Raw genomic sequence first — 18,793 nt, 5'->3', positions numbered from 1 at the left:
GGTGGCCATGCCTGACCAGTCGGTCAACAGGACGGCCTGCCAGCTATGCTGGCAGGTTCCCTCCGCGATTCGCGCTTCGGTCGCCGGTTTGCGTCGACCGTAAGCGGCATGACTGCCAGTAGTGCCACATCAATCCCGGGGGGGGCCGCCGGCGTGCAGGCGGCGGTGCTTAGAGCGGAATTCTGAGCTTACAGGGTCGGATTTCGACCGCGACGCCTGGAGTGACGGCAGTGTGGAGTGTCTCGTAGCATTGCACTGGATGCCGGAACACGGACCTTAAGGTTGGCGCTTTCCTTTTTCCACCGGCCATACGTCCAAGTCGAACAGGCGCGTCGACCAAGCCCCCGACATGGAGGAATGAGCTCTTGCCAGCCGGGAAGACAAGCGCGCGGTCAAACCTCGATGTTGATGCGCGCGTCGTCGGCGCCGCGGCGGCGGCCTCGGTTCGAGCGGGTGTCGAGGAGGACCGGGCGGTTTTCCGAACGGCGCTCCCCGTGCCGACGTTCGACCGGTACCGACGAGCCTTCGGCGAGCGGTCCGACGGTCGCAGGGCCGGGCAGTTGAGCGGGCACTTTCCTTTCGCCTGGCGGCAGGGGCCCCGCCTGCTCGTGCAGCGTGGCGGCAAAGTCGCCGGGAATTCTCGTGACCCCGGCCACGGGTTCGACCTTTCGCTCTCCTTCGACTTCCTTGGCAACGTTGGCGACGGGCGGTATCGCTTCCGGTGGAATCCTCATCATGGGCCATCCTCCTTTCGATTTGCCGCGGCGGCGAAACGAATGCCTGGCAAGCCTTTCGGCAGATGACAGGTGCCGGCGACAGCCCGCAATGTAGCATCGGGCGGCAGCAGACGCAGCGGTAAACTGCACGCCAGCGCATCACATTCGCGTCTCCTGGGCGTGCGTGCGTGGGGTCTTGCCGCACCGACCGGGTGTTGTGCAATCATGCTTGCAGTCGGTCAAGATTCCCGATGGACATCGCGACAGACAACCTTGCATCCGTGCGCCGGTGTCCGCACGTATTGCCAGAGTGGCCACACGACAGAAGAGGAAAATGATGTCCGCCATCTCCACCGCCGATCCGCAACGCGATTGTCAGGAAATCGTTCGCCACCTGGCGACGGTCGTTTTTCCCTGGGATACCACCCGTTCGCTCGAACTCGCGCTGTTCCGCACCTTTGCCTCGGTGCGCATCGGCGGCCTGCTGCACGCCACCGGTGAGTTCGAAAGGCGCGCCGGGAAGCGCTACGACGATACCGACCTGATCATCAACGAAATCATCGAAAATGGCTTCGACAGCCCGCGCGGCGCGCGCGCGATCGCGCGCATGAATTCACTGCACGCGCGCTTCCGGATTGCCAACGAGGATTTCCTGTATGTGCTTTCCACTTTCGTCTTCGAGCCGATCCGCTGGAACGAGCGCTTCGGCTGGCGGCGCATGAGCGAGTCGGAGAAACTGGCGTGGTTCTCGTTCTGGCGGCAACTCGGCGAACGCATGCGGATTCGCGACATTCCCGAGACCATGCCGGAGTTCGAGTCGTATGGTCGTGCCTACGAGACCGCCAATTTCCGATTCACGCAGGCCAACCAGCGAGTCGCACTGGCGACGCGCGAGCTGTTTGCCGGCTGGTTTCCCGCCTTGCTGCGGCCGCTCGTGCGGCGCAGCATCCACGCCTTGCTCGATCCGCCGCTGCTTGCCGCTTTTGGCTTGCCGGCGGCGCCGCGCTGGCTGATCTGGACCGCCGAGCACGCGCTCCGGCTGCGCGCCGGCGCGCTGCGCTGCCTGCCGAAACGGCGGCGACCGAAGCTGCGCACGCAGATCCCGCGCGGCGACTATCCGCATGGCTACCGCATCGAATCGCTGGGCCCACCCCCTGCGGACTGATCGCGCGCTGCCTGCATCCGAACGCGCAGGCGGTGCGTATCCTGTAGCATGCGTCTGTCGACGCCCATTTTTTTACGACACTCGAACAGGGGAGGAAAGGAATGATCAGAATCATGGCCCGCATCACCGCCCGGGCAGGCGCCGAAAAGGAGCTCCTCGCGGTCCTGCAGGATTTGCTTTTGCCAAGCCGAGGCGAGGAGGGCTGCCTGAGCTACGAGCTGTTTCACAATCAGGACGATCCGCTCGAATTCGTGACCAGCGAGCAGTGGCGCGATCAGGCCGCCGCCGATGCGCATCTGGCCAGCCCGCACGTGGCGACGGCGATCGCGCGTGCCGGCGAACTGCTCGGGCAGCCGCCGCTGATCCACCGCTTCACGCAGGTCGAGTGAAGCGCGCGGGCAGGCCATTGCGCTCGCTCGCGGGAAGCGCCTCTGCCTCTCCGCCCTGCATCCCCGCTGCTGCCGCGCGATGTACCAGCGGAAAGTGTGGATGCCGGTAGGCGATCGCGAATTCCTGCGGGGCGACGCGTCCCCGTGCGGCGTGGCCAGCGCGGCGCCCGGTCGGCGTCTGCGGTCGCGCTGGTGGCGTGCGCTCGCGCTCGTGACCCTTCTGGTCGTCGGCGCCTACCTGGGTGCACTGGCGTGGATCTACCGTTATCAGGAAGATCTGATCTTTCAACCCGATCGGCTGTCGCCGTCGTACCAGTTCGCACTCCCCGACGTGCGCGAGCTGACGATCGAGGTCGATGGTGCGACGCTCTCCGCCCTGCATCTGCGGCTGCCGAATCCGCGCGGTGTCGTCTTCTATCTGCACGGCAACAGCGGCAATCTGGCGACCTGGTTCACCCATGCCGACCTCTACCGAGCGGCCAATTACGATCTGTTCATGATCGACTATCGTGGCTATGGCAAGAGCAGCGGCCGCATCGCCAGCGAGCAGCAGTTGCGCGCCGACGTGCTGGCTGCCTGGCGCGCGGTCGCTGCGCAGTATGCCGGCAAGCGCAAGGTCATCGTTGGGCGCTCGCTCGGCACGGCGCTAGCTGCCGGTCTGGCTGCCGAGGTGCAACCCGATCTGACGATCCTGGTGTCTCCGTACTGCAGCATGACGCAGTTGATGCAGGCACATTATCCGCTGCTGCCGACGCTGCTGCTGCGCTATCCGCTGGCGACCTGTGCCGACGTCCAGCGCCTGCATGGCCCGCTGCTGCTGGTGCATGGGGAGCGCGATTCGCTGATTCCGATCGAACACAGCGAGCGCCTGCAGACGGCGGCGCCGCAGGCCAGGCTGCTGCGACTGCCACTGGCAGCACATACCGACGTACATCGGTTCGCGGGCTACAACGACGAGTTGATACGAACCTTGCAAGGACTCTAACCACCGCCGACAGGCAGAGAGGATACGCCATGCTCCAGGGACTGATGCAGGACCGCCCCTTGTTGATCTCGTCGCTGATCGAACACGCGGCGCGTTTTCATTCGCAGGCCGAGATCGTTTCGCGCACTTGCGAAGGGCCGATGCATCGTTGCACCTATGCCGACATCGGCCGGCGTGCGAAACGGGTGGCGAATGCCCTGAGCGGGCTCGGCGTCGCCACCGGCGACCGGATCGCCACGCTGGCCTGGAACGGTTACCGCCACATGGAGCTGTACTACGGCGTCTCGGGGATGGGTGCGGTGCTGCACACGATCAATCCCCGCCTGTTTCCCGAGCAGGTCGAGTACATCGTCCGGCACGCCGAGGATCGGTTCGTCTTTTTCGATCTGAGCTTCGTGCCGCTGATCGAGAAGCTGGCGCAGGCGGCAACCGGCGTCCGCGCTTTCGTGCTGATGACTGACCGTGCGCACCTGCCCGAGTGCGACATTCCCGGCCTGCTCTGCTACGAAGATCTGCTGGCTGCCGCTTCCGACGAGTACGAGTGGCCGCAGTTCGACGAACACACGGCCTCGTCGCTCTGCTACACCTCCGGTACCACCGGCAATCCGAAGGGCGTGCTCTACTCTCATCGTTCGTCGGTGCTGCACTCCTGGGCCGCCTGTGCCGCCGACGGTCTGGGCATCGGTGCTGCGGAAACGCTGCTGCTGGTCGTTCCGATGTTCCACGTCAATGCCTGGGGAATGCCCTACGCCGGCGCCATGAGCGGCGCCAGACTGGTGATGCCGGGTCCGGCACTCGACGGCAGGAGCGTCTATGAACTGCTCCGTGCGGAGAAGGTGACGCTTGCCCTGGGTGTGCCGACCGTATGGCTGATGCTGCTGCAGCATGTCGAGGCGAGCGGTCTGCGGCCGAAGGAGGAGCTGTGTCTGCGTCGCGTCGTGATCGGCGGCTCATCGGCGCCGCGCGCGATGAGCGAGTGCTTCGAGACCCAATTCGGCGCTTTCGTCGTGCACGCCTGGGGAATGACCGAGATGTCGCCGGTCGGCACCGTCTGCAATCTGTTGCCCAAGCACCAGGGATACACGCTCGAACAGCGTCTGACCGTGCAGGAGAAGCAGGGGCGCGCCATCTACGGCGTCGAAATGAAGGTCGTCGACGACGACGGTCGCCGCCTTCCGCATGATGGTCGGACGGCCGGCCATTTGCTGGTGCGCGGACCGTGGATCACCAGCGGCTACTACCGCGAGGCGGGCCAGGATCTGCTCGATGCCGACGGTTTTTTCGACACGGGCGACGTGGCGACGATCGACGCCGATGGCTACATGCAGATCACCGACCGCGCCAAGGACGTGATCAAGTCCGGTGGCGAGTGGATTTCCTCGATCACCCTCGAGAACGCCGCGATCGCCCACCCGGCGGTCGCCGAAGCCGCGGTGATCGCTGCCGCGCACGACAAGTGGCAGGAGCGGCCGCTGCTGATCATCGTCCGCAAGCCCGGACAGACCCTGACCCGCGACGAGATGCTGCAGTTCCTGCAGGGCAAGGTGGCCAACTGGTGGATTCCCGACGATGTCGCTTTCGTCCACGAGTTGCCGCACACCGCGACCGGCAAACTGCACAAGCTCCGGCTGCGCGAGATGTTCAGGGATTACCGACTGCCGGGCGGGTGAGCGCTGCGCGCTCTTGTCCGCAAACCTGGCGCGTGCTCAGAACAGGCGTGCCAGATGCGCCAGGAGTTCGCGCTCGCTGACAAACCCGAGATCGTACATGGCGCTCAGTCCTTTGGCGTGCTCTTCGCTGAGGCCGGCGACGCAGATCACGAAGTTCTTGCCGTCCAGCCCGAGGCGTTTGCGTATGTTCAGGTACTTATCGATGTCCTGACGGAACTCGCCTGCCTTGCATTCGATGCAGATAGGCAATTGGCCGTCGATCAGTGCAAAAACGTCGAGTTCGTGGCTGTCATTGTTGGTCAGCGTAATGCTCAAGCGGCGCGCACAGGAAAGAGACTTCCTGCGTTCTCTCGCGTATTGCAGGCAGGTCATCAGTACATACCATTCGAGCCATTCACCGTTAAAGAATTGGCGAATCGCGGGAGCGGTCTGCAGTACAAGCAGGAGACGGTTTTTCTGGCGGTCGGGAATGTACTTGGCAAGAAATGAAAACTCGTGCAGTCGCTCGCAGAATGCCGAAATGGCCTGCACGTCCTCTGCCGATCGGTTGACCAATGGAATGCTGGTGCTCGGATATTCCCTCTGCTGTGCCCAGCGAATGCGTTCCAGCACGTCTTTCACCAGCGGCAGATCGCTGCCGATTGCCATTGCCACTTCGTCAAAAAACCCCGTCGTATCGACGCCGCGAAGGTTCGCCTGAACGGCGACCTGTTTGCGGCGGAACCAATCGACGATCGGTTCGTGCTGCTCTTTGGAGGCAAGCTGATCCGTATTCGAGAGATCGATCATGTTCGCCGCAGAGGGCGGCGTGGCGATCATGGTCTGGCTGGTAGTCTGGCCGTCAGTCGACGGAGTGAGGCGAATGACCTCGCGCCTGGCCTCGAAATATTTATCGAGCAGCCTTCCAACGAAGAAAAGGGTTTGGTATGCCTGGCCCGGATGACCGCAGCGTGGACAGAGCACGGTAGAGCCCACCTGAGTGTCGGCGCATTCCTGCAGGTGAGCGCACTTGTTGCAGCGAAAGATGGCCATATCTGGAACTCTGGTTCACGCAGATGAGTGCTTCTGATGGATTCCTTGCCTTGACAACGCTGAAGCGACGATCAGAAGCATGAGACGGGATCGAGGTGAGGTACAGCGCAGGGCTTCGAGCCCACATAGTATGCCTGCACTGATTGCAGGCGGTGCACTTGTCGTTCTCCTGCTCGTTTTTCCGGCGCGGGCTGCCAGTGCGTGGGGTTGCACTGCGCGCCCCTTACCCCGCCTGTTCGGCCATCCTCTCCCCCATGCGAATCGGGCGTGCCGCTGCCCAGACCGGGTCGAAGCGCAGGGTATCCTTCGGGAAGAGCAGGACGACCGTCGATCCGAGCAGAAAGCGGCCCATTTCATCGCCCTTGCGGAGCACGATCTGGCGATCGCCGTAGGACCACTCGCGGATTCGTCCGGGGCGTGGCGGGTTGACGGTGCCGTGCCAGACCGTGGCCATGCTGCCGACGATGGTGGCGCCGACCAGGGTCAGGACGAAGGGGCCGAAGGCCGCGTCGAAGACGCAGACGACGCGCTCATTGCGGGCAAACAGACCGGGAACGCCACGCGCGGTCGTCGGATTGACCGAGAACAGCGCGCCGGGGACGTGGATCATGCGCGTCAGGCGGCCATCGACCGGCATGTGGATGCGGTGGTAGTCGCGTGGGCTGAGGTAGAGGGTGGCGAACGCGCCATCGACGAAGCCGGCGGCGAGCTGGCGGTCGCCGCCGACGAGGGCGGTGGTCGAGTAGCGGTGGCCTTTCGCCTGAAAAATCTGATCGCGTTCGATCGGACCGAACTGGCTGATCGCGCCGTCGACCGGGCAGACGAAATCGGCCTCGGCAAGCGGCCGCGCACCAGCGCGCAGCGGGCGCGTGAAGAAGTCGTTGAAGGTCAGGTAGCTCTGCGGATCAGGATCGACCGCTTCGTCGAGGTCGACGCCGTAGTGGTTGACGAACCAGCGGATGACGCCGGTGGTCAGACCTCCGGCGCGATGGCTGGCCAGTTTGCCGGCGGCGGCGGTGAGTGCCTGTTTCGGCAGCAGATACTGGGCCAGCACGGCGAGACGGTCGGACACGATCGAGCCTGTCGAAATGAGGAGGCGCGATTATACGGGTTCGCGCCCCGGGCGGGAGCTTCGCCGGTTTCGGGCAAGGGCCGGGGCAAGGCGCGCTTCCTTCGCCGCCGTTCAGCGGGCGATGCCGCCGGCGCCGAGCTAACCCCGAATTGCGCTAACGCAGCGACGCATTGATCCTTTCGAGCGCCGCCGAACCCGGGCTCAGTTCGGCGGCGCCGAGCGAGTTCAGCGGTGGCAGGACGGTATCGAGCTGCTGGTGCAGGTCGCGCGCGTCCTCGTCCACGTACAGCAGGCCGGTCACCACCTCGCCGCGGGCGGCGTGCTCCTGCACGTAGCTCATCGCCCGGATGCGGTCGGTCGGGTCGTAATCGGCGTGCAGCTTGCGCAGATGAACCACCGAGCCATCGTGCTGGCGCACCGCGAGCAATTCGCCGGCGTCGTACTCGGCGGTGATTTCCTCGCGCAGCGGGAAGAAGTCGATGCGGTTGACCGCCTCGTTGTGCTCGCGCACGTAGTCGTAGCTCTTGGTACTGCCGCTGTGGTTGTTGAAGGCGATGCACGGCGAGAGGATGTCGATCACCGCCGCGCCCTGATGCGCGAGCGCCGCCCGGATCAGCGGCACGAGCTGCGTCTTGTCGCCCGAGAAACCGCGCGCGACGAAGGTTGCACCCATCACCAGCGCCAGCATCACCAGATCGATCGGCGCGTCGTTGTTGGTCTGTCCCTTCTTCGACTTCGATCCCTTGTCGGCAGTCGCCGAGAACTGTCCCTTGGTGAGCCCATAGACGCCGTTGTTCTCGACCAGGTAGGTCATGTTGACGCCGCGGCGCATTACGTGTGCGAACTGCCCGAGGCCGATCGACGCCGAGTCCCCGTCACCGGAAACGCCGAGGTAGATCAGTTCGCGGTTGGCGAGGTAGGCGCCGGTGAGCACCGACGGCATGCGCCCGTGGACGGTGTTGAAACCGTGCGAGTTGCCGAGAAAATAGTCGGGCGTCTTCGACGAGCAGCCGATTCCCGAGAGCTTGGCGACGCGATGCGGCTCGATGTCGAGTTCCCAGCACGCCTGGATGATCGCCGCCGAGATCGAGTCGTGGCCGCAGCCGGCGCAGAGGGTCGAGATCTTGCCTTCGTAGTCGCGGCGCGTGTAGCCGACCCGGTTCTTGGCGAGCGAGGGATGGTGCAGGCTGGGCTTGGCGAGATAGGTCATTTCAGGCCACCATGTGTTCGCGGAGCGGGCGCACGTTGAGGCGCGAAACGCGCTCGGCGATCTCCTGGGTGATGAAGCGCGCGGTGATCGGCGTACCGTCGTAGTGCAGCACCGGGATCAGGCTCGCCGGATTGACGCCGGCTTCGTTGACCAGCAGCGTCGTCAGCTGGCCGTCGAAATTCTGCTCAAAGACGAACACCCTGGAATGTGCGGCAATGAAATCGGCGATCTCGTTCTGGAACGGGAAGGCGCGTACGCGCAGCGCGTTGATGTAGATGCCGTGGTCGGCGAGCGCGTCGAGCGCTTCCTGCATCGCCGGGCCGGTCGAGCCGTAGAAGATGGCGGCGAAACGCGCCGGATACTTCGCCGCCGAAAGCACCGGCAGGGGTACCAGCGACTTGGCAGTGTCGAATTTCTGTTGCAGCCGCTGCATGTTGTAGATGTAGTCGGCGCCTGCCTCGGAGTAGCCGGCGTAGGCGTTCTTGGTGGTGCCGCGGGTGAAGTAGCCGCCCTTGGTCGGATGCGTTCCCGGATAGGTGCGGTAGGGGATGCCGTCGCCGTCGACGTCGAGGTAACGTCCGAAGTCGGCGCCGGCGTCGAGTGCCTCGCGGGTCATCACCTTGCCACGGTCGTATTCGCGGCTGTCGTCCCAGGTGAAAGGACGGCACAGCCGCTGGTTCATGCCGATGTCGAGATCCGACATGACGAATACCGGCGTCTGCAGGCGTTCCGCAAGATCGAGTGCCTGCGCCGACATTTCGAAACATTCGTAGGGATCTTCCGGGAACAGCAGGACGTGCTTGGTGTCTCCGTGCGAGGCGTAGGCGCAGGCCAGGATGTCCGCCTGCTGGGTGCGCGTCGGCATGCCGGTGGAGGGGCCGCCGCGCTGGACGTTGATCACCATCGCCGGAATCTCGGCGAAATAGGCGAGGCCGATGAACTCGGACATCAAGGAAACGCCAGGGCCGGAAGTGGCGGTAAACGAGCGCGCGCCGTTCCAGCCGGCGCCGATGACCATGCCGATCGACGCCAGTTCGTCTTCGGCCTGCACGATCGAGTAGCGACGTCCGCCGGTTTCCGGGTCGATGCGCAGTTTCTGCGCGTAGCGCTGGAAAGCCTCGGCGACCGACGACGAGGGAGTGATCGGATACCACGCGCAAACCGTCGCACCGCCGTAGATGCAGCCGAGTGCCGCGGCAGTGTTGCCATCGACGAATATGCGATCGCCGACGCAGTCGCGGCGCTCGACCTTGAGCGCGATCGGTTTGAGGTTGGCGCGAGCGTAGTCGCGGCCCAGCGTCAGGGCACGGATGTTGGCGTCGAGCAGTTTTTCCTTGCCGCGGTACTGCTCGGCGAAAAGCTTCTCGATTTCGGCTGCGTCGATGTCGAGCAATGTCGCCAGGGCGCCGACGTAAAGAATGTTCTTGAACAACTGCCGCTCGCGCGCATCGCTGTAGTTGTCGTTGCACAGCTCGGTCAGCGGCATCGCGAGGATGTGGATGTCGTCGCGAAATCGCGAGCGCGGCAGCGGCTTCGAGCTGTCGTAGAAGAGGTAGCCGCCGGATTCGATTTCCCGCACGTCCTGATCCCAGGTCTGCGGATTCATCGCCACCATCATGTCTACGCCGCCGCGCCGGCCCAGATAGCCGTGCTCGGTGACTCGCACCTCGAACCAGGTAGGCAGGCCCTGGATGTTGGACGGGAAGATGTTGCGCGGCGAAACCGGCACGCCCATGCGCAGGATCGCACGCGCGAACAGTTCGTTGGCCGACGCCGAGCCCGAGCCGTTGATGTTGGCGAACTTGATGACGAAATCATTGACCGCTTCGATCTTCTGCATTTTCGCTCCTCAGGCGGCTGCTTGTTGCGAATCCTGCGCAAGCGCCGCGTTGCGGCAGCCGGCGCCGGCGTGTGTCATCACCAGCAGGAACTTCTGCATGTCCCACGCTCCGGTCGGGCAGCGCTCGGCGCACAGGCCGCAGTGCAGGCACACGTCCTCGTCCTTGACCATCACCCGCCCGGTCTTCAGTGTCTCCGACACGTAGAGATCCTGGCTCAGGTTGAGCGCCGGAGCGCGCAGCCGTGGTCGCAATTCCTCCTCATCGCCGTTGCTGGTGAAGCTGATGCTGTCCATCGGACAGATGTCCATGCAGGCGTCGCACTCGATGCACAGCCTCGACTGGAAAACCGTCTGCACGTCGCAGTTCAGGCAGCGCTGCGCTTCCTTGAAAGCCAGCTGCGGGTCGAAACCGAGCTCGACCTCGATCCTGATGTTCTTCAGCGCCGCACTGACGTCGCGCAGGGGTACGCGCAGGCGACGGTCGATCGAGATTGCGTTGTCGTAGCGCCAGGCGTGAATGCCCATCTTCTGCGAGACGAGATTGGTCATCGGCGCCGGTCGCACGGCGATGTCCTCGCCGTTCAGCAGCCGATCGATCGATACCGCCGCCTCGTGCCCATGCGCCACCGCCCAGATGATGTTCTTCGGCCCGAATGCGGCGTCGCCACCAAAGAAGACGTTGGGCAGGGTGGACTGCATCGTCCGTTCGTCGAGTTTGGGCAGCCCCCACTTGTCGAACTCGATGCCGGCATCGCGTTCGATCCATGGAAAGGCATTCTCCTGGCCGACGGCGACCAGCACCTCGTCGCAGAGGAAGTGCGCGTCGGGTTCGCCGGTCGGCACCAGCGTGCGCCGTCCGCGCTCGTCGTATACCGAACGCACCTTCTCGAAAGTGACGCCGGTGAGCCGTCCGCTGTTGTGCGTGAAGGCCTTGGGCACCAGGTTGTTGAGGATCGGGATGCCTTCGTGCATCGCGTCCTCCTTTTCCCAGGCGCTGGCTTTCATCTGCTCGAAGCCCGAGCGGACGATCACCTTGACGTCTTCGCCGCCGAGCCGGCGCGCCGAACGGCAGCAGTCCATGGCCGTATTGCCGCCACCGAGCACGATCACCCGCCGCTTGATCGAGGTGACATGGCCAAAGGCGACGTTCGCCAACCAGTCGATTCCCAGGTGGATGTGCGTGGCCGCTTCCTTGCGCCCGGGAATGTTGAGATCCTGTCCGCGCGGCGCGCCGCAACCAACGAAAACCGCGTCATAGCCTTCGGCGAGCAGGGCTTTCAGCGAACGGACGTACTGCCCGCTGCGAAAGTCGACCCCCAGGTCGAGCACGTAGCCGGTCTCCTCGTCGATGATCTCCTCGGGCAGACGGAATTTCGGGATCTGCGTGCGGATCATGCCGCCGGCGCGGGCGTCGCCGTCGTACACCACCACTTCGTAACCGAGCGGCGCGAGGTCGCGTGCCACCGTCAGCGAGGCCGGACCGGCGCCGACGCAGGCGATGCGTCGGCCGTTCTTTTGCGCCGCCGGCCGTGGCAGGCGAGGCCGGATGTCCTGCTTGTAGTCGGCGGCGACCCGCTTCAGGCGGCAGATCGCCACCGGCTCCTTGCGCTCGTGGCCATCGGTGGTTTCCTCCTCGACCCGGCCGCGGCGGCAGGCCGGCTCGCAGGGTCGGTCGCAGGTGCGTCCGAGAATTCCCGGGAAGACATTCGACACCCAATTGACCAGGTAGGCCTCGCTGTAGCGGCCGGCAGCAATCAGGCGGATGTATTCGGGAACGGGAGTGTGGGCAGGGCAGGCCCACTGACAATCAACGACTTTGTGGAAGTAGTCGGGCGTGCCTATATCGGTGGGCTTCAACACGTATCCTTTCTTCGGTACGAGTCCGGAGCCACGGCCGCTGGCTCCCAAGAGCGGCATACTAGCGCGGCGCCGGAGCCGTGAAAAGAGTTGTCGTGCAAAGTTGCGAGCTCATGCGGCGCGGTTGAGCGCTTGCCGCAGGCTGTTGCGCACGCGTTGCAGCATTGGTCCCGCTGTAAAATTCTGGTTTCGTTGTACGGGGAGTATCGCTGATGGTTCGCATGTCGGTTTGCTGGTTTCTTGGCTCGCTGTTTTCCCTTGTCGCGCACGCCGAAGTCGTCGAGATCGACCCGGCGCAAGTGGCTCGCCTGAGTGCCTCGGGCGTACCGATCATCGACGTCCGCACCGAAGGGGAATGGAAGGAGACCGGGGTCATCGCCGGCAGCAGGCTGCTGACTTTCGTCGATGAACGTGGCCGGTCTGATCCGCCTGCGTGGTTGGCGAGCGTACAGGAGGCGACGAAAAGGAAGCAGCCGGTGATCCTCGTGTGTCGCAGTGGCAAGCGCAGCCGGGCCGCCGGCGAGTTCCTGTCGCAGCAGGCGGGCTATTCGACCGTGTATGACCTGAAGGGCGGGATTCTCGCCTGGGACAAGGAAGGGCTTCCGCTGGCGCCGGCGGTCACTGCACCGACCTGTCCGACCGGAGCGCGCTGCTGACAGTTTTCGCGGTCAGTCATTTCTGGGGCTGCTTTCGTCGAGCAGCGCCTGGTAAGTCCGGAGATCGTGCGACGAGTAGCAACAGAACAGTACCTCGCGCACCTGGCCAAAATCCCGCACTGCCGAGCGGACCGTCGCTACGGCGATGCCTGCCGCCTGCTCGATCGGGTAGCCGTAGATGCCGGTGCTGATGCTCGGCACGGCCAGGCGTACGACCCCGTGCGCGGCGGCGAGCTCGATCGAGCGGCGATAACACGAAGCGAGCAGTTCCGCCTCGCCGTTGGCACCGCCACGCCAGACGGGTCCGACGGTATGAATGACATAGCGGGCAGGCAGGCGAAACGCTTCGGTCAGTTTTGCGTCGCCCGTCCGGCAGCCGCCTAGCCGACGGCATGCGTGCAGCAGTTCGGGACCGGCAGCGCGGTGGATCGCCCCGTCGACCCCGCCGCCGCCGAGCAGCGACGAGTTGGCGGCGTTCACGATGGCGTCGGCTGCCAGCGTGGTGATGTCCGCTTGCAGTGCATGGAGCAGGGTTGGCGTGTTCACCGGAACGCAAAGTCCCCCGGACAAGAATCTTAGGCCAGCCGCCCGCGGCTGGTCGTCGACGCTTTGCGTAGCGCTTCCCGAGTGCTGTTCCGACCACGGATGCGCGGGTACCGCCATCCGGGTCCCCCGTCCGGCAATCCAGAGCCCGCCGCGATCGCCATGGTGGGGTCAGGCCGCCAGGCCAGGCGTTCGGTGACCGTCGATCAACTGCAGCAACTGCGCGAAGACCTTTGGCGTGCCGGCGACCAGGTTGCCAGTCTGCAGGTATCTCTCGTTGCCGGCGAGGTCGCTAACCAAGCCACCGGCTTCGGAAATCAGCAGCGCGCCGCCGGCGATATCCCAGGGCGACAGGCCGAACTCCCAGAAGCCGTCGAAACGTCCGCAGGCGACGTAGGCGAGATCCAGCGCAGCGGCGCCCGGACGGCGAATGCCGGCGCTCTTGCGCGCCAGTTCCTTGAAGATTGCCAAATAGGCGTCGATGTGGTCGTAGATCCGGTAGGGGAAACCGGTGCCGATCAGTGCGTCTTCCAATCTGATGCACTTGCTGACCCGGATGCGACGTTCGTTGAGGAAGGCGCCGCCGCCCTTGCTGGCGGTGAACATCTCGTTGCGCACGGTGTCGTACACCACCGCTTGCGTGACCTGTCCGCGGTGGGCGAGGGCAATCGAAACGGCGTACTGCGGAAAGCCGTGGATGAAGTTGGTCGTGCCGTCGAGCGGATCGATGATCCACTGATACTCGCTACCGTTGGCGCTGCCCGCGGTCTGGCCCGACTCTTCTGCTAGAATCCCATATTCGGGATACGCCTCGCGCAGCACCTCGATGATTGCCGCCTCGGCTTTCCGGTCCACTTCGGTGACGAAATCACTCTGGCGCTTGGTGGTGACCTGGAGGTGGTCAAGGTCGAGTGAGGCACGGTTGATGATCTGGCTGGCTCGTCGCGCCGCCTTGATGATGATGTTGAGAGCTGGATGCATGGCTTTTGCGGAAACCGTCGGGTGACGGTTGCCACCCGATGGGTATGGAAGAATCCCGATTCTAATATGAACCTGCCTGTGCGGTCTCGATCTGCAGGCTCGCCACTCGACCGCGTGCGAGTCGTTCTCTCGCACACCAGCCATCCGGGCAACATCGGCGCCGCTGCGCGTGCGATGAAGACGATGGGCTTGTCGCGCCTGCTGTTGATCGATCCCAAGCGTTTCCCGGACGACGAGGCGGTGGCGCGCGCGGCAGGCGCCGCTGACGTTCTTGCTCAGGCAGAGATCTGTGCCAGTCTTGACGCGGCCCTGGCTGACTGCGTCTTTGCCTGCGCGGTTTCGGCGCGGCACCGCAACCTCGGGCCCCCGCCGCTGGCGGCGCGCGCTGCTGCCGCCGAAATTCTGGCCCGGGCAGGCGCGGGCGAAGTGGCACTCGTCTTCGGCAACGAAACCGCCGGACTGTCGAACATCGAAGTGCAGCGTTGTCAGCGAACGGTCTTCATTCCGGCGGCTCCGGATTACAGTTCGCTGAATCTGGCTTCGGCAGTACAGGTGCTGTGCTACGAATTGCGTCTCGCTGCATTCGCGGGGTTGCCACCGGTAGCGAGCAAGGCGGTCCCCTTTGCCTCGCCACCCGCGAGCCACCAGGAAGTGGCCTTGTTTTTTGCGCACCTTGAACGGGTGATGATTGGCAGTGGCTTTCTCGACCCGCAACGGCCGCGGCGGCTGTTGCCCAAATTGCGGCGCCTGTTCGGCCGCGCCGAACTCGAACGCGACGAAATCAACATCCTGCGTGGCTTGCTCGACGCAGTCGAGCGGAAGTTCGCGGAGCCCGCGCCGCACGCCGAAGGTGTCCCTAATAGTGGAACGATTTAGTCGGATATTGTATGATGCTGCAAAGTGAACGAGGATTGCCTTTCGATGTTCAACCATCTGCGTGAAGACATTCAGTCCGTGTTCGACCGTGACCCCGCAGCCCGCACTTTCTGGGAGGTGCTGACTTGCTATCCGGGCGTGCATGCGATGCTCTGCCATCGCCTTGCTCACTGGTTGTGGACGCATCGCCTGTACTGGCTGGGACGAGCGGTTTCGCACCTGGGACGATTCTTCACGGGAATCGAGATTCATCCGGGAGCGGTCGTCGGCCGACGCTTTTTCATCGATCACGGGATGGGAGTGGTGATCGGCGAAACAGCGGTGATCGGCGACGATGTCACGCTCTACCACGGAGTCACGCTGGGCGGTACCTCGTGGCACAAGGGGAGGCGGCATCCGACGCTGGAAAACGGCGTCGTGGTCGGTGCCGGTGCCAAGGTACTGGGTCCGATCACCGTCGGAGCGGCGGCCAAGGTCGGGTCGAACGCCGTCGTGATCAAGGACGTGCCGGCGGGGGCAACCGCGGTCGGAAACCCTGCACGCATCATCGACAGCGCGCAGGCCAAGAGGCGCGAGGAGATGGCCGGACAGTTGGGTTTTTCGGCCTATGCGCTGGCCGGCGATCAAGACGATCCGCTGGCCAAGGCAATTCACGGGCTGCTCGACCATGCGGTCGAGGCGGACCGGCGTTTTGAACGTTTGCTCGGAAAGCTCGTCGAAGTCGGCGTCGACATCCAGGGCGACGTGCTGGGCGGCGATCAGTTCGATCCCGAATACTTGAGTAAAATAGTTGATTAAAGCTGGCGCCATCATTATACTGTAGCAATTCGATCAACTATTGTGCGTGGAGGATCTATGCGACTAACCACCAAAGGACGTTTCGCAGTGACCGCGATGATCGACCTGGCGCTGCGTTGCAGCGAGGGTCCGGTTTCGCTGGCAGGAATCAGCGATCGTCAGAAAATATCCCTTTCGTATCTCGAGCAGCTGTTTGGCAAGCTGCGTCGCTATGGTCTGGTTGACAGCGTGCGTGGTCCGGGCGGTGGCTACTGTCTGGCGCGGCCGACGAATGAAATAACGGTTACCGACATCATTCGCGCGGTAGATGAGCCGCTTGACGCGACCCAGTGCGGCGGTCGCGAGAACTGTCGCGACGATGAGCGCTGCATGACGCACGAACTGTGGGCGACGCTGAACGACAAGATGTACGAGTTCCTGAGTTCGGTAACGCTGTCCGAGCTTGTCGAGCAACAGCTCGGGAAGACCGGGGGCAAGGTCTCGGTTCTTCATGATACGCGCCGCGCAAAGCCGCGCGCGCGCGCCAAGGCGGCTCCCGTCAGCGGCTGAGGCGCGAGGTGTTCGCTCCCGTCTATCTCGATCACAATGCCAGCACGCCGACCGATCCGGCGGTGCTCGAAGCGATGCTGCCGTATTTTTCGCTGCGCTTCGGCAACGCGTCCAGCCGGCACGAGTACGGGCGAGCAGCACGGCGGGCGATCGACGAGGCGCGCAGCCAGGTCGCTGCTGCGGTCGGGGCGCACGCTACGGAAGTCGTTTTCACCAGTGGCGGTTCGGAAGCCAACAATCTGTTGCTCAAAGGCGCTGCTGCCTGTCTGCGGCCCGGTCTGGTGGCAGTGAGTGCGATCGAGCACCCATGCGTGATCAAGCCTGCCGAACAACTCGCGCGGCGTGGTTGGATGCTCGAAAAACTGGCGGTCGACTGCGCCGGGCGTGTCGATCCCGCACATTTCGCGCAGGTGATGGAGCGCAAGCCGAAAATCGTCTCGTTGATGCTGGCCAACAACGAAACGGGCGTGCTGCAGGACGTGGCGTCGCTCGCTGAACTGGCGCGCCGGTCGGGTGCGTGGTTTCACAGCGATGCGGTACAGGCGGTTGGCAAGATTCCGGTCGACTTCCGCCGGCTCAATGCCGCCGGTGTGCATGCGCTGACGCTGTCGGCGCACAAGATCGGCGGTCCCAAAGGTGCCGGCGCTTTGTTGCTGGACAAGCGGGTCGAACTCGAACCGTTGATCGCCGGCGGCGGTCACGAACGCGGCTTGCGCTCGGGAACCGAAAACGTCGCGGCGATCGTCGGTTTCGGTGTCGCCTGCGAGCTGGCAGCGACGCGGCAGGGCGAGTTGGCGCGGCGATTGCGCGTCCTGCGCGGGCAACTCGAAGCCGGTCTGCAGACGCTCGGCGCGACAATTTTCGGCCAGACTGCGGAGCGGCTGCCGAACACCGTCTATTTTGCGTTTCGTGAACTCGACGGCGAAACACTGGTCGGATACCTCGATCGGGCAGGTTTCGCAGTCGCCAGCGGCGCTGCCTGTTCCAGTGCCAATCCGGAGCCCTCGCACGTGCTGCGGGCGATGGGAGTTGATCCCGGACTGGCTCGCGGTGCGGTGCGTGTCAGTCTTGGTGTCGGTAACGACGAAAAGCAGGTGGCCGGCTTCCTGAGTACGCTGCAGGCAACCATCGCCGGGCTGCAGCGGCTGACCGCGATGGCGTTCTGACCGTTACCGACAGGAACATTCTGTGCGAGCACGAACACTCTCATGAACACCCCGGAGCAACCGTGATGCTGAAACTGCCCATCTATCTCGATTATTCGGCAACGACGCCGGTCGATCCGCGCGTAGCCGAGAAGATGATCCCCTATCTGGTGGGGAAATTCGGCAACCCTGCCTCGCGTTCGCATTCCTTCGGCTGGGAAGCCGAGGCGGCCGTCGAGGAAGCGCGCGAGGAAGTCGCGAAGCTGGTCAATGCGGATCCGAAGGAGATCGTCTGGACTTCGGGAGCGACCGAGTCGAACAATCTGGCGCTGAAGGGGGCTGCCCAGTTCTATGCCGGCAAGGGCAAGCACCTGGTCACGGTCAGGACCGAGCACAAGGCCGTACTCGATACCTGTCGCGAACTCGAGCGCCAGGGATTCGAGGTCACTTATCTCGAAGTCATGGACAACGGCCTGCTCGACCTCGACGTGTTCCGCGCATCCTTGCGCCCGGATACCATCGTCGTGTCGGTGATGCTGGTCAACAACGAGATCGGTGTCATCCAGCCGATCGGCGAAATCGGCGAGATTTGCCGATCGCGCGGGATCATCTTCCATGTCGATGCCGCGCAGGCGACGGGCAAGGTGGCAATCGATCTGGGCGCATTGAAGGTCGATCTGATGAGCTTCTCGGCGCACAAGACCTACGGCCCGAAAGGGATCGGTGCCTTGTACATTCGTCGCAAGCCGCGTGTTCGCCTGAACGCGCAGATGCATGGCGGTGGTCACGAACGCGGCTTCCGCTCCGGCACGCTGGCCACCCATCAGATCGTCGGCATGGGCGAGGCTTTCCGGCTGGCACGGCTGGAGATGGGCGCCGAGAACGAGCGCATCCGCATGCTGCGCGACCGTCTGCTCAAAGGGCTGGCGGACATCGAGCACGTTTATGTCAATGGCGACATGGAGCATCGGGTGCCGCACAATCTGAACATCAGCTTTGCCTACGTCGAAGGCGAGTCGCTGCTGATGGCGATCAAGGATCTGGCGGTATCCTCCGGCTCGGCCTGTACCTCGGCGTCGCTCGAGCCGTCGTACGTGTTGCGCGCGCTCGGTCGCGATGACGAACTCGCGCACAGTTCGATCCGCTTTACGCTGGGGCGTTTCACTACCGAGGAAGACATCGAGTACGCGATCAAGTTGCTGCACGAGAAGATCGGCAGATTGCGCGAACTTTCCCCGCTGTGGGAGATGGTGCAGGAAGGGATCGATCTGAGCACGGTCCAGTGGGCCGCACATTGAGGAAATGTTGA

Annotated in this window: 18 protein-coding genes; 10 read left to right on the top strand and 8 right to left on the bottom strand. The window is 64.0% G+C overall.

Annotated features, from left to right (window positions below):
• Nucleotides 1-392 precede the first annotated feature (392 nt).
• Nucleotides 393-737: a hypothetical protein gene (locus NFV80_RS01285; RefSeq protein ID WP_295325483.1), complete on the bottom strand. Its 345-nt coding sequence runs from the start codon at nucleotides 735-737 to the stop codon at nucleotides 393-395.
• A gap of 313 nt (nucleotides 738-1,050) precedes the next feature.
• Between NFV80_RS01285 and NFV80_RS01280 the strand changes: the two genes are divergently transcribed.
• The 4 genes from NFV80_RS01280 to NFV80_RS01265 all read left to right on the top strand — a co-directional run bounded on the left by NFV80_RS01280 (nucleotide 1,051) and on the right by NFV80_RS01265 (nucleotide 4,925).
• Nucleotides 1,051-1,881, top strand: coding sequence for an oxygenase MpaB family protein (locus tag NFV80_RS01280; protein ID WP_295325479.1), 831 nt, complete (start codon nucleotides 1,051-1,053; stop codon nucleotides 1,879-1,881).
• A gap of 101 nt (nucleotides 1,882-1,982) precedes the next feature.
• On the top strand, nucleotides 1,983-2,270 hold the full coding sequence (locus NFV80_RS01275) for a putative quinol monooxygenase (protein ID WP_296757572.1): 288 nt from the start codon (nucleotides 1,983-1,985) through the stop codon (nucleotides 2,268-2,270).
• Between the two features lie 100 nt (nucleotides 2,271-2,370).
• Nucleotides 2,371-3,255 carry an alpha/beta hydrolase gene (locus NFV80_RS01270; protein WP_295325475.1) on the top strand — a complete coding sequence of 295 codons (885 nt, stop codon included), beginning with the start codon at nucleotides 2,371-2,373 and terminating at the stop codon, nucleotides 3,253-3,255.
• Between the two features lie 29 nt (nucleotides 3,256-3,284).
• Nucleotides 3,285-4,925, top strand: a complete 1,641-nt coding sequence (locus NFV80_RS01265) for a 3-(methylthio)propionyl-CoA ligase (RefSeq protein WP_295325472.1) — start codon at nucleotides 3,285-3,287, stop codon at nucleotides 4,923-4,925.
• Nucleotides 4,926-4,961: 36 nt separating this feature from the next.
• On the opposite strand, the gene NFV80_RS01260 is transcribed toward NFV80_RS01265, so the two are convergent.
• The 5 genes from NFV80_RS01260 to NFV80_RS01240 all read right to left on the bottom strand — a co-directional run bounded on the left by NFV80_RS01260 (nucleotide 4,962) and on the right by NFV80_RS01240 (nucleotide 11,936).
• A complete protein-coding gene (locus NFV80_RS01260) occupies nucleotides 4,962-5,957 on the bottom strand; it encodes a hypothetical protein (protein ID WP_295325470.1) in 996 nt (331 codons plus the stop codon).
• A 223-nt stretch (nucleotides 5,958-6,180) separates the two neighbouring features.
• Complete coding sequence (gene asd / locus NFV80_RS01255; protein ID WP_295325467.1) at nucleotides 6,181-7,029, bottom strand: archaetidylserine decarboxylase; 849 nt, start codon at nucleotides 7,027-7,029, stop codon at nucleotides 6,181-6,183.
• 154 nt (nucleotides 7,030-7,183) lie between these two features.
• Nucleotides 7,184-8,239 carry a 2-oxoacid:ferredoxin oxidoreductase subunit beta gene (locus NFV80_RS01250; RefSeq protein ID WP_296757569.1) on the bottom strand — a complete coding sequence of 352 codons (1,056 nt, stop codon included), beginning with the start codon at nucleotides 8,237-8,239 and terminating at the stop codon, nucleotides 7,184-7,186.
• A 1-nt stretch (nucleotide 8,240) separates the two neighbouring features.
• The gene (locus tag NFV80_RS01245; protein ID WP_296757566.1) at nucleotides 8,241-10,079 is read right to left on the bottom strand and encodes a 2-oxoacid:acceptor oxidoreductase subunit alpha; all 1,839 of its coding nucleotides are present in this window, start codon (nucleotides 10,077-10,079) and stop codon (nucleotides 8,241-8,243) included.
• A 9-nt stretch (nucleotides 10,080-10,088) separates the two neighbouring features.
• Entirely contained in the window at nucleotides 10,089-11,936 is a 1,848-nt protein-coding gene (locus tag NFV80_RS01240; RefSeq protein ID WP_296757564.1) for an FAD-dependent oxidoreductase, read from the bottom strand.
• A gap of 212 nt (nucleotides 11,937-12,148) precedes the next feature.
• On the opposite strand from NFV80_RS01240, the gene NFV80_RS01235 reads away from it, so the two are divergent.
• Nucleotides 12,149-12,592 (top strand): rhodanese-like domain-containing protein, encoded by a 444-nt coding sequence (locus tag NFV80_RS01235; protein WP_296757562.1) that lies wholly within the window; start codon nucleotides 12,149-12,151, stop codon nucleotides 12,590-12,592.
• A gap of 12 nt (nucleotides 12,593-12,604) precedes the next feature.
• Here NFV80_RS01235 and NFV80_RS01230 read toward each other — a convergent pair whose 3' ends face one another.
• Nucleotides 12,605-13,138: an O-acetyl-ADP-ribose deacetylase gene (locus NFV80_RS01230; RefSeq protein WP_295325455.1), complete on the bottom strand. Its 534-nt coding sequence runs from the start codon at nucleotides 13,136-13,138 to the stop codon at nucleotides 12,605-12,607.
• 168 nt (nucleotides 13,139-13,306) lie between these two features.
• Nucleotides 13,307-14,116, bottom strand: coding sequence for an inositol monophosphatase family protein (locus tag NFV80_RS01225; protein WP_295325453.1), 810 nt, complete (start codon nucleotides 14,114-14,116; stop codon nucleotides 13,307-13,309).
• A gap of 66 nt (nucleotides 14,117-14,182) precedes the next feature.
• Between NFV80_RS01225 and NFV80_RS01220 the strand changes: the two genes are divergently transcribed.
• The 5 genes from NFV80_RS01220 (at nucleotide 14,183) to NFV80_RS01200 (ending at nucleotide 18,782) form a co-directional block, all read left to right on the top strand.
• Entirely contained in the window at nucleotides 14,183-14,992 is an 810-nt protein-coding gene (locus tag NFV80_RS01220; RefSeq protein WP_295325451.1) for an RNA methyltransferase, read from the top strand.
• Between the two features lie 45 nt (nucleotides 14,993-15,037).
• The gene (cysE, locus tag NFV80_RS01215) at nucleotides 15,038-15,790 is read left to right on the top strand and encodes a serine O-acetyltransferase (RefSeq protein ID WP_295325449.1); all 753 of its coding nucleotides are present in this window, start codon (nucleotides 15,038-15,040) and stop codon (nucleotides 15,788-15,790) included.
• Between the two features lie 57 nt (nucleotides 15,791-15,847).
• Complete coding sequence (iscR, locus tag NFV80_RS01210; RefSeq protein ID WP_295325446.1) at nucleotides 15,848-16,339, top strand: Fe-S cluster assembly transcriptional regulator IscR; 492 nt, start codon at nucleotides 15,848-15,850, stop codon at nucleotides 16,337-16,339.
• An 8-nt stretch (nucleotides 16,340-16,347) separates the two neighbouring features.
• A complete protein-coding gene (locus tag NFV80_RS01205) occupies nucleotides 16,348-17,505 on the top strand; it encodes a cysteine desulfurase family protein (protein ID WP_295325444.1) in 1,158 nt (385 codons plus the stop codon).
• Nucleotides 17,506-17,570: 65 nt separating this feature from the next.
• On the top strand, nucleotides 17,571-18,782 hold the full coding sequence (locus NFV80_RS01200; protein WP_296757558.1) for an IscS subfamily cysteine desulfurase: 1,212 nt from the start codon (nucleotides 17,571-17,573) through the stop codon (nucleotides 18,780-18,782).
• The last annotated feature ends 11 nt before the right edge of the window (nucleotides 18,783-18,793 follow it).

The sequence above is a fragment of the Accumulibacter sp. genome, from assembly GCF_023806565.1.
In the GTDB taxonomy this organism is placed as follows: Bacteria; Pseudomonadota; Gammaproteobacteria; order Burkholderiales; family Rhodocyclaceae; genus Accumulibacter.
This window is presented reverse-complemented; position numbering and strand designations above follow the sequence as displayed.